This is a genomic window from Methylobacter sp., from assembly GCF_036845245.1.
In the GTDB taxonomy this organism is placed as follows: Bacteria; Pseudomonadota; Gammaproteobacteria; order Methylococcales; family Methylomonadaceae; genus Methylobacter_A.
Map to the genome: position 1 here is coordinate 1 of NZ_DAIUEH010000091.1, position 9241 is coordinate 9241.

8 protein-coding genes are annotated in these 9241 nt (G+C 51.8%); all 8 read right to left on the minus strand.

What is annotated here, in order from left to right; all coding sequences use genetic code 11:
- Positions 1 to 150: 150 nt before the first annotated feature.
- The 8 genes from V7051_RS23775 to V7051_RS23810 all read right to left on the minus strand — a co-directional run bounded on the left by V7051_RS23775 (position 151) and on the right by V7051_RS23810 (position 8474).
- Complete coding sequence (locus V7051_RS23775) at positions 151 to 1206, minus strand: ABC transporter substrate-binding protein (protein WP_333879231.1); 1056 nt, start codon at positions 1204 to 1206, stop codon at positions 151 to 153.
- Between the two features lie 389 nt (positions 1207 to 1595).
- Positions 1596 to 2678 carry an AAA family ATPase gene (locus V7051_RS23780; RefSeq protein WP_333879232.1) on the minus strand — a complete coding sequence of 361 codons (1083 nt, stop codon included), beginning with the start codon at positions 2676 to 2678 and terminating at the stop codon, positions 1596 to 1598.
- Between the two features lie 223 nt (positions 2679 to 2901).
- Entirely contained in the window at positions 2902 to 5286 is a 2385-nt protein-coding gene (locus V7051_RS23785) for a TonB-dependent receptor (RefSeq protein WP_333879233.1), read from the minus strand.
- Between the two features lie 267 nt (positions 5287 to 5553).
- Positions 5554 to 6036 carry a DUF3368 domain-containing protein gene (locus tag V7051_RS23790; RefSeq protein ID WP_333879234.1) on the minus strand — a complete coding sequence of 161 codons (483 nt, stop codon included), beginning with the start codon at positions 6034 to 6036 and terminating at the stop codon, positions 5554 to 5556.
- Positions 6036 to 6293: a UPF0175 family protein gene (locus V7051_RS23795; RefSeq protein WP_333879235.1), complete on the minus strand. Its 258-nt coding sequence runs from the start codon at positions 6291 to 6293 to the stop codon at positions 6036 to 6038. Before V7051_RS23795 ends, V7051_RS23790 begins: the two co-directional genes overlap by 1 nt.
- 222 nt (positions 6294 to 6515) lie before the next feature.
- Positions 6516 to 6809, minus strand: a complete 294-nt coding sequence (locus V7051_RS23800) for a hypothetical protein (RefSeq protein ID WP_333879236.1) — start codon at positions 6807 to 6809, stop codon at positions 6516 to 6518.
- A 124-nt stretch (positions 6810 to 6933) separates the two neighbouring features.
- Complete coding sequence (locus V7051_RS23805; RefSeq protein WP_333879237.1) at positions 6934 to 7908, minus strand: FecR family protein; 975 nt, start codon at positions 7906 to 7908, stop codon at positions 6934 to 6936.
- The gene (locus tag V7051_RS23810; RefSeq protein WP_334168781.1) at positions 7905 to 8474 is read right to left on the minus strand and encodes an RNA polymerase sigma factor; all 570 of its coding nucleotides are present in this window, start codon (positions 8472 to 8474) and stop codon (positions 7905 to 7907) included. Before V7051_RS23810 ends, V7051_RS23805 begins: the two co-directional genes overlap by 4 nt.
- Positions 8475 to 9241 lie beyond the last annotated feature (767 nt).

Here is a 9241-nt window from a genome sequence, read left to right on the forward strand (position 1 = left end):
ATCGGCCGATTTAAAACCTGAGCAACGATTAACGCCTGGAGAGCCGTTGCTTTGTTCCTGCCGCCGAGCAGCGGCCGAATGTCGAAAACATGCCGATAGTTTCATACTAGAAAATAATGGTTTAAAAAATGACAAAATATTCGTTCCCCGCTACGTGGGAACCCGAGCAAACCGCTCGTAATTCACCGATATGTTGTTGTGCTCGATCTGCAACAGCTCATCCATCTCTCGCTCGGACATCGCATAGCCATATACTTCCTGGTAAGTCTGGCGAATCATCTCGCGTAAACGAATCTTTGGCGTTATTTCCGGGTGGAGCAATTCCGCCATCCACGCCATCAACAGCGGCAACTCGACAGGGCCTTCCATCCGCGAGGCACCGGCGGGCATCCGGTAGACGCGGCGGTTCTTGACGGCGCGCAGGGAACGCAAACGCGGATCGGCATACACATCGGCAGGAAAAAATGCCGACATGTAATAAGAAGCGATAAAAATCACCTCCGGGTCGAAGCCGAGCAAGGTTTCGATGTTGGTATCGCCGTTTTGCCGTTTGACCCCGGCGGCGACGTTTTCAGCGTTCAATAAACGAAGGTTGGCATTGAAACCGGCCGCATTCGCACCCCAGAGGTAGAGGCGATCACTGCTCAGCACGATGATCTTGGCTGGCTGCGAACCGCTTGGCACGTTAGTTCGGATGTCGTCGACTTGCCGTCCATAGCGATCGAATAACCACTGCACGCGTTGCGATTGACCGGCCAGTTCGCCGAATAGCCGGTAGAGCACTGCATTGGCCGGGGAAGCGTCGCTGTCGAGTTTGACCAAACCGGGATAGCGGATGTTTTCGAGTCCCGTGGCAAAGCCCGTCCAGCTAAGAACGGCATCGGGACGTTCCAGCAAGACCTGCTCGACGCCCAGCGGAACAGCGCCGGCGCTGGTCAGCGCTTCGTCTTTGCTCGCCGCGCCGGGATAGAGCTTGCCGAACAGCGTGTGCTGAGCTTCTTTTTTCATGTACTTGGCAATGGCGAATACGTGTTTATCGCTGCCATCAACGTTGACATAGTGCCAAAGCATCGGCGCGAAAATCATCACTTTCCGGGCCGTTCCTTCCAAGCGCACCGGATGGCCTGCCATATCGTGGACAACGCGGGTTTTATCGGCACTGACCGGCTCGGCAAGGCGGGGCGGAAGCGCTGAAAACAGCACCATCAGGAGGCTTACGGCAACGGTAAGGCAGAATGGTACTCGCTGGGCCGAATGTCGAAAACATGCCGGTAGTTTCATAATAGAAAATAATGGTTTAAAAAATGGACAAAATATTCGTTCCCTGTTTGCTTCCACTTGGGTCACTATTCAGACCCCGACCGTATTTAGACCTTCCAGGTTTTTAAAACCTGGAAGGTCTTGGCGTAACTTAGCCATAAAATTCTAAACCAACCGTTTAATGGCTAAGCCAACCGTATGGAGCTAAGGGGTCTGAATACTTACCCACTTGGTCGGACATGCTGTTTATGCCCGACCTTACCCTGTTGCCATACGGAGAGGAACTTTGAATACCGAAATGTCGGGCAACGAAAAGCGGTTGCCCGACCCGATTATCAGGCGATACGTCCACCGGCAATCGCATAAAGCTGGGCAAGGGAAGTGGGTTCATCGACCACGACCTGGCTGTCATGCGCGCGCAGCCAGCGATTGGCCTTTTCGGCGGAAAGTTCTCCAAACGCCATCTCGCATAAACAGCGCCCCGGACGCACCACGGCCGGGTGCATTGCGCTCAACGGTTCGTTGGTGGTGATCAGCACCATCACGTTCAAGCCTTGCCCCATCAAACCGTCGGTCAAATTGAGCAGCCGCGACAGCCCTTGCCCGATTGACAGGCGCGCCTCGGTGGTCATCAACTCGCCGGCGTCTTCAAGAATAATCAGCTTGCTGCGCCGGTGCGACTCGGCGGCGGTGCGCCCGCCGGTGAAATTGGCGACCCGGAACAGATAAGTGGGCGAGCCGCCGACGAAGCGTTCCGGGTCGGTGATGAAGGCCACGTCGCACCAGGATTGCCATTCGTGGATCAGCGCCCGCAGCGCATGGGTCTTGCCAGTGCCGGGGGCGCCATGCCACAGGATCATGCGTTCCTTCGGACAGCCATCGAGCGCAAACAGGCGTTCCATACCCGCCACGACGCCGTCGTTGTAGTTGTCGGCCAGTTCCTGCCAAGCCGGCGTCGGCAACTTGCGCATCATCGGTTGCGGCCATTTGTCGGGGTCGAGCGCCCAAAACGTAATGGGGGTGACGCCGCCGGGGTCCTTGGTGGCAATTTGTCCGGCAACGGCGGTGCAGGTTGCCTCCACCTCGACCAGGTCTTTTCCGGCGGTGGCGACGTCGGCCCAGCCGTCTATGACTTCGATCAAAGTGATCAGGTCCGGGCCATGGCGCAGCAGCCAGGTCTTGCGGTCCTCTTCGCGGCCGTCGCTGGCCTCCAGCAGAGAAGCATGCTCGCCGAGCATGTCCAGCGACCAACCGCTGGTCGAGACTTTTTCTCTCGCTACGTGCCGTAGCAGCTTGCCCTGCACTTCGCGCAGGAACAGGGTTACCGAGCTGTAGTGCAGGTGCGGCAGGTTGCGGATATAGACGCCGGCACCGGCCAGTTCGCTGCCAGTCGGTGTTTCTTGCAGGGGAAAATTCATTTAGGTCTCCTTATTTTAAGATTCAAATGGGCCGGTAACGGCCCTGGTTCATGTGGTGTTAGAAAAACGGTAGTGCGTATTGTCTCCGGCAGCCGGACGGGGCATGTTGCCCCGTTCGAAATGTTTTGCGAGACTCCAACATAGCTGCTTAACTCAGGCATCGAAAAAACGTTAGGAGCGGGGTTGCAAACCCCGCCCCGCTTGGTTGCGAATCGAAAGCCGATTAAAACTTCATGCTTGCAGAAAAAGCCACGGTACGTGGAGTTCCTAAACCACTTGCACCCACTATCCAATAGTTTTCATCGGTGACATTGGTCACATTGAGCCTAAGTACAGCCTCGTTCCCGGACAGTTTTGTGACATATCTGGCACCTAGATCGCCTGTGGTATAGGAGGGAACCTTGAACTTATTCGCCGTGTCGGCGTAGGATTCTCCGGTGTAGTAAACACCCCCGGTCAGCGATAATCCGCGTACAAACGGCAAGGCATATTCCGCATACAGCTTTGCCATTTTATCGGAGACATAAGCGGGCTGTTTACCCTCCAAAGCAGGACTGTTGCTTTTTTCAACCCTTGGATCCATGACGGTAAATCCACCCAGCACAGTCAAATTCTCCGTCGCTTTGCCCGTGGCGGTAAGTTCTATGCCTTCATGTACCTGCCTGCCGTCTTGCACAAAGGTTCCGGTGGACGAACCATCATTAGAGTATTGATTTCCTTTATTGATCTGAAACAATGCCAGGGTCAGCAAGGTTTTACCCAGTTCCGCCTTGGCGCCGACTTCGTATTGGGTGCTGGTCAACGGCTCAAGAATGGCATTAGCGTTTTTGTAGGTGGGTCCAACTATCGTGCCTTGTTCCAGCGACTCCATGTAGCTGGCATAGGTGGTGAGGTTGGGTAGCGGTTTAAAAAGCAGCGATCCGCTAGGGGTGGGTGCAGATTTGTCGTAGCTGCTGGTAACAGCCCCCGTTGCCGTATTGAAACTCTTTGCCTGGATGTTGGAGTAGTTCAGACCGACGAGTGCCGACCATTGGTCGTTGATTTTTATATCGTCGCCGATAACGTAATTATAGTTGGCGGTTTCTGAACTGGTCACCATGCTCAACTGGTTAAAATCGAAGCCGGCAATGGGATTGATTTTGTTGGCTGAATTGGGGTCGGATAGGTTTAAATCTTTGGGAGGTAGCAGGACAAAGTTTAATGCCCCGTTAATAGCACCATACCCAAATTCATTCTGGGAAAAATTAATTCCCAAGGTCAGTTTATGTTCTATGTTGAAAGTTTTGAAACGCGAATCAAGATAGGCATACTCACCGTCGCTGATTTCTTGCATTCTACGTTTATTGACTCCGGTGTTATAGACGGTATTGCTCATCACCGATGCGGTGGTGCCATAGATTTGGTTGCGTAAATATTCAAAATGACCAAACCCTGATCTTAGTGAAAAGATGTCATTAGGGTCATATTTTAAATTGGCACCCACCTTGTTGACTTCAAGCTCGTCAAAAGTACCGTTCGGTGTCCAAAGCCTTTTGTTATCGGGTGCGGCAGGCACGCTGGCGAGGGTACTGTTAGCAGGGAAAGACCATTCCTGCTGTGTATTATTCAGTTTGTAATAGCCGGTAGAGGCATTGGCTTGTATCAACAGGTTATCCATGACATGCCAATCCAATGCGCCGCTCGCCAGCCATTTTGTCAGGGATTGGTCTTTGATGGGCGTATCGCCGTCTTGCGCCATAATATTCATGCGGTAGCCGAATTTCCCATCCCGATCTATCGGGCCGCCCAGGTCTACATGGCCGAAATATTTTTCACCGCCGTAATTACCCACGGTGGCCTCATACAGCGGTGTAGAGGTCGGACGTTTAGTCACGTAATTGATAGCACCGCCAACATTACCCTGCCCATATAAAAATCCCGACAAGCCGCTCAGCATTTCAATCCTGTCCACGTCTTCGATGAACATGCCGTAGCCGGTATTGTCGTTTCTCACCCCGTCGATAATGGTTTTCTGTACTAGGAAACCACGCATATTGATATTGCTGATCATGGAACTGCCAGCCGTTGCGATACGTACTTGAGTTAAGGGAAGTTTTTCAAAAATTTGTACAGGAGAACTGCTTATCGTGTTGTAGGTTAAGTCGCTACTGGTTACCGCCATAGAGTAAGGCGTATCCAGTAGTTTCTTGGTACCCCAAGGCCCAACGTTTTTGGCGGTATCGACCTTATAACCTGCTTCCGCACTTCCTTCCTTAGGGATGCTGACTGCGTCGCCCACCACCGCCACTTCCTTAAGATGGGTATCGGCTTTGCCGATGACGGCGCTCCCTCCTTGCAGCGAAACGGAAAGACCGCTGCCTGACAGCACCCTCCGCAAGGCCTCTTCGGTTTCAAAACGGCCTTTCACGGCGGGCGATGTTTTCCCTTCGACCAGGCTGCCATCCAAAGCGACATTGAGTCCGCCGGTTTTGGCAACCGCCTTGATGGCGGCTTCCAGCGGTTGCGAAGGCAGGTTGAAATCCATAGGGGCGGCATCAACCGCCAGGGGCGACGAGGCTATGATGAGCGCGGCAACAGGCCGTAGGCTTGGTTTATGAAATGATGACATGGGGCTTCTCCAGGATAACATTGGCTTGGTTGTTTCCTGATTGACGGAGAAGCCCCGGTTTTACCCTAGGCCTGTTTTGAGGTTTTTTTCAGATTTTCGCTTTTACTGTGAGTATGGGTAGAGACCCCGGGAAAGAGGCTGCAGCCATTCTCTTTATATGCTGCAAACGGTCACGGATTGCGTTTTTTAGATCTCTCTCACCCCATGTTTTCTGACTCTTCAAACGTATCCAGTTTGGATATGGACCGGAAAACTGTTTTTGAACTGTTACTCTCCTGACTCGCCAGCCATTATCAATATTTGATCTAAAAGATGCTCACTAATAAAAATATCAGAACAACGTAGCAGGATCAGTGATGGTTTAATCGCGGCAATTAAACCGGTCTTTTTAGCTAAAAGTAATACACCCAGACTCCCCATTACCTCAAGGTTGTTAAGATAAGCTACCTTTTTGGCTCTCGCATCATCAATTAACAACAAATCTGCGGAAAGCTGTTTATACAGGCAGATAGCAGCCAATTCCCCCTTACCCAGACCATTCGATTTTTCGATGCTGATAGGCACGGAGGTACTACAGACTTTATCTTCCAGATAGGATTTCAATACTTGAGATTCCGCTTTATTAGCAATACAAACCTCATCATAAACGGCTTGTGGAACTTTAACTTCACCAAATAACGCACCTAGTAATTGGAGACTATCGCATACAGACAGGGCAACCAGAGCGGAACTATCCGCAACAACGATCATTAATGGTGCCGTTGTTGAAAACGCAGAACATCCGCTTCTATAGATTCTACAGAGGTATTTATTGCGCTAATATGATGCTGTTTACAGGCCAGGAAAAAATCGTAAATATCGACTCCGGCAAATTCACACGCGGCTCCTCGGGACAATTGGCCGGATTGAAACATCAACAATGCAGCATACAGCTTAATCTGCTGAGCTGTTTGGCTTTGATTCTGGCCCTGAATATATTGATCAGGAATTTCTAAAGTAAGCTGCATGGCGTTTTAACCTTGGATTATGATTTCAGGCTCTATCATATAGCAAAAAGAAAGATGAATATATTACAAGACCGGGTTTGCTTTGGCTGGCCTTTAACAATGGCGAATCCGGTAAAGTGGATTTAAGTCAGGAACTTTGGGACGAGGTTTTTGCCCCCTTGCTCCTTATCGAACCAAGCTACCCCGACACAGATTTGCTCGCCGTTATCGCGTACGTTGACTTCAGAGTGCGTGTTCCTTCACCCTCAGGGAGACGATTAGGATGAGGGGATACAGATAAGCTTTTTCCTGTGTTGATTTCCCCTCGGCAACTGCTCCCTGCGTTGCTCTACCTCCTGCATCCTTGCAGTCGTTACCCAACCCTCTCCCTCTGGAGAGATAGGTATCTACACAAGTGCCTGCTCCTTCTCCCTTGAGGGAGAAGGTTGGGATGAGGGGGATATAAGTGGTTGTTTTTATTCTCCTCACCCCAACCCTCTCCAGCAGGAGAGGGAGTTGGCTCGGCTTGTAACTCATTGTATTTATAATGCAAAAAAGTTGTGTAGATGCTTATGCTTTGGAGAGGGCTTTGCATTGTTCAAATCAACAGTATTAAGGGTAGGCGTGGGGCCTACAAGACAGGCATTTCCCCTCTTGCTCCTTATCGAACCAAGCTACCCAGCCAGATTTGCTTGCCGTTGTCGAGTACGCTGACCGGCGATATGCGGGGGAGAACATCCAGAAAGCCGTCGATGTCGTCGGTGTGAACGACGGCTGTAATGGCCGGAACGCCAATGACGCCATCCAGTACGCGCACAGGCCGACGATGATAGCGGGACAGGGTTTCAGCCAGTTCGTTCAACGACGCCTTGGTAAATACCAGGCTGCCTCGGGTAAAAGCGAAAGCGTCGTCCGCATCGCGCCGGACTTTTTGCGGGCTGTCGGTCCGATTGCCGGTTGCCGCGACTTCCGCCACCTCGCCGGCTTCAAGCACCAATCGCCGCCGATTCCAGAAATGCCCTGAACTGACCTCGACCCGTCCGCGTTGGACGCTGACCCGTACTTGATGAGCCAATCGGGTTACTACGAAGCGCGTACCCAGTACGGTGATTTGCGCAATGCCGCTGCCTATAATGAAAGGGCGTTGTTCGTCGCGGGCGATGTCGAACAGGACTTCGCCTTGGAGCAATTCCACTCGCCGTTCGCCATGGCTGAATGCGACCTGGACCCGACTGTCCGCGCCCAGGGTGAGCCGGCTGCTATCCGGCAACAGCTGATCGCCAATTTCTCCGACTGCGGTTTGCAAGGCCGACTGCCACAGCGGATAACTCAGCCATTGTTGATAGAGCAGCTCCCCCAGGCCGCTGCCGAGCAGCAGCACTACAGCGCCGCCCTTAAGCAGGCGGCGACGGCGAGTGAATTCCTGCGCGCGTTTATGTTCGAGGGCATTGGCCATGGCTTCCAGATCGGCCTTGGAATCGAGACGGGACCAGAGCTTCTCAAACGCGGCATAGGCTTCGGCATGCGCCGGGCTTTGCCGTAGCCATGTTTCGAATCGGCGGCGGTTGGGGTCGTCGGGAGAGGTATGTTGCACCCGCGCAAACCAGAGGGCGGCTTCTTGCTTGATCTTGTTCACGCCAATAGTGTACTGACCGCTTCCAAATCCACCAAGGCCCGAGCCAATTGGTATTCGACGGCTTTGAGGCCGACGCCCAACTGTTCGGCGATTTCCTTCTGACTGAAACCTTCCACCCGGAACAGCCAAAAGACCTCCCGACACCGGGGCGGCAAACAATCCAACACCCGTTGCAGTATCTCCAGGCGTTGATTAAGCTCGGCCAAATGTTCTGCGGAAGGAGCGAATCCACCAAAATCGGCAACCGGGTTGCCGTGTTGTTCTTCATCGTTTTCCGGTAATGCCGTCCAGCGGGATTGGTCGCGGTGCTGGTCTGCCAACACCGAACGCACAACGGTACGCAGGTAGGCATGCGGTTGCTTGACCGGCTTGAGCTTGTTCACCAGCGCGAAGCGCAGCAATGAGTCGTGGAGTACATCCTGCGCGCGGTGCATACATTGCGTCCGGCCGAGGATGCTGACCAGCAGAACATTATAAGCCCAGTTCAAATCGACGCCGTTCCAATGCATTGAGTTGTTTCGAGCTGTTGTGTCGACGGTTATTGATATGCTGACAGGAATAGTCATAGTTCCAACCCGGTGTGGTCGCAAGTTACGCTATACCTGAGAACAGGTTTATCGGCTTTAATCAAGCTCGCCGTACAGAACGAGTCGCGACTTGATAAAGTACAGTTTGTTCGTTCAAACATCCTTAGACTTTAGCTGATGTCGTATAAGATGGGATCAAACCAAGGATTGTTCTGTATTGCGACGGGCGGCCGTCAAAGGGAGACATTGGCGTTTCATAATTTAACCTTCAAATAGTCAGATGCCGAAAGTGGGGAAGCGGTTTTCAGGCATGTTTGCTTAAAGTGTTATATTCTATTGTATATAACGCTTTAAGCAAGCTGTAAGGATTTTTGTATAGAGGCGTATGACCCAAATACGGATCAGAGTCTGAGAAGCATTAGATGTGCGTCGGGAAAAATAATCTGGATTTTCTGGATGAATTATTTTTATAAACAATATGTTACATAACTATTACTGGATCAGGCCCGACTTGTATCGGTGAATACTATTGCCAAAATGTAGATAGGTTATTTTCGTTTCGTAGATATACCTAGGCTATGTAAGCTAATTGCACATGGAAATTCCGAGTACAAACAGCAGATTCTACAATCCGGCTTAGGAACGCGCATGAAATAACTTCGACAACTGGCTCCCTCTCCTTCTGGAGAGGGTTGGGGTGAGGAGAATAAAATGCTCAAGTTATTTCATGCACGTTCCTTAAGGCCTTTTCGTCGGATCGCTGACAAAACCGATCTTGCTTAACCCCGCTTTGGCCGACCCGGCCA

Excerpts from the sequence above, each read along its gene's own strand:
- V7051_RS23775 (WP_333879231.1), bottom strand. The coding sequence starts at position 1,206 with ATGGTGCTGTTTTCAGCGCTTCCGCCCCGCCTTGCCGAGCCGGTCAGT.
- V7051_RS23780 (WP_333879232.1), bottom strand. The coding sequence starts at position 2,678 with ATGAATTTTCCCCTGCAAGAAACACCGACTGGCAGCGAACTGGCCGGT.
- V7051_RS23785 (WP_333879233.1), bottom strand. The coding sequence starts at position 5,286 with ATGTCATCATTTCATAAACCAAGCCTACGGCCTGTTGCCGCGCTCATC.
- V7051_RS23790 (WP_333879234.1), bottom strand. The coding sequence starts at position 6,036 with ATGATCGTTGTTGCGGATAGTTCCGCTCTGGTTGCCCTGTCTGTATGC.
- V7051_RS23795 (WP_333879235.1), bottom strand. The coding sequence starts at position 6,293 with ATGCAGCTTACTTTAGAAATTCCTGATCAATATATTCAGGGCCAGAAT.
- V7051_RS23800 (WP_333879236.1), bottom strand. The coding sequence starts at position 6,809 with ATGAGTTACAAGCCGAGCCAACTCCCTCTCCTGCTGGAGAGGGTTGGG.
- V7051_RS23810 (WP_334168781.1), bottom strand. The coding sequence starts at position 8,474 with ATGACTATTCCTGTCAGCATATCAATAACCGTCGACACAACAGCTCGA.